At 40.7% G+C, this 246-nt stretch carries 1 pseudogene; it reads right to left on the bottom strand.

The window, feature by feature from the left end:
- Positions 1–199 (bottom strand): annotated as a pseudogene (locus LB467_RS18990) (IS110 family transposase); the annotation flags it as partial.
- Between the last annotated feature and the right edge of the window lie 47 nt (positions 200–246).

The following is a 246-nucleotide window of genomic DNA, read 5'->3' as shown; positions in this document are numbered from 1 at the left end:
AGGCAAAAAGCCCGGCCTCATTATAATGACCTTTTAAAGATTTAACTATCAGTTCTCTTTTTGTTTTTAAAACGCTGCGATGGCACATTTCAACTAAAACATCTGGATTCCTTTCTCCAGCTAAAATAGCCCTGATGATCTTCAAACCGCTTGCTCCGTGCACCTGGCTCAAAACTTCTTTTAAACGTATATTCATCATCGTAAGGGCTTTTTGCATGTGATTGACATGCATGGCAGCGCTACGGA

The organism is Salegentibacter tibetensis (genome assembly GCF_020164485.1).
Classification (GTDB): Bacteria; Bacteroidota; Bacteroidia; order Flavobacteriales; family Flavobacteriaceae; genus Salegentibacter; species Salegentibacter tibetensis.
This window is presented reverse-complemented; position numbering and strand designations above follow the sequence as displayed.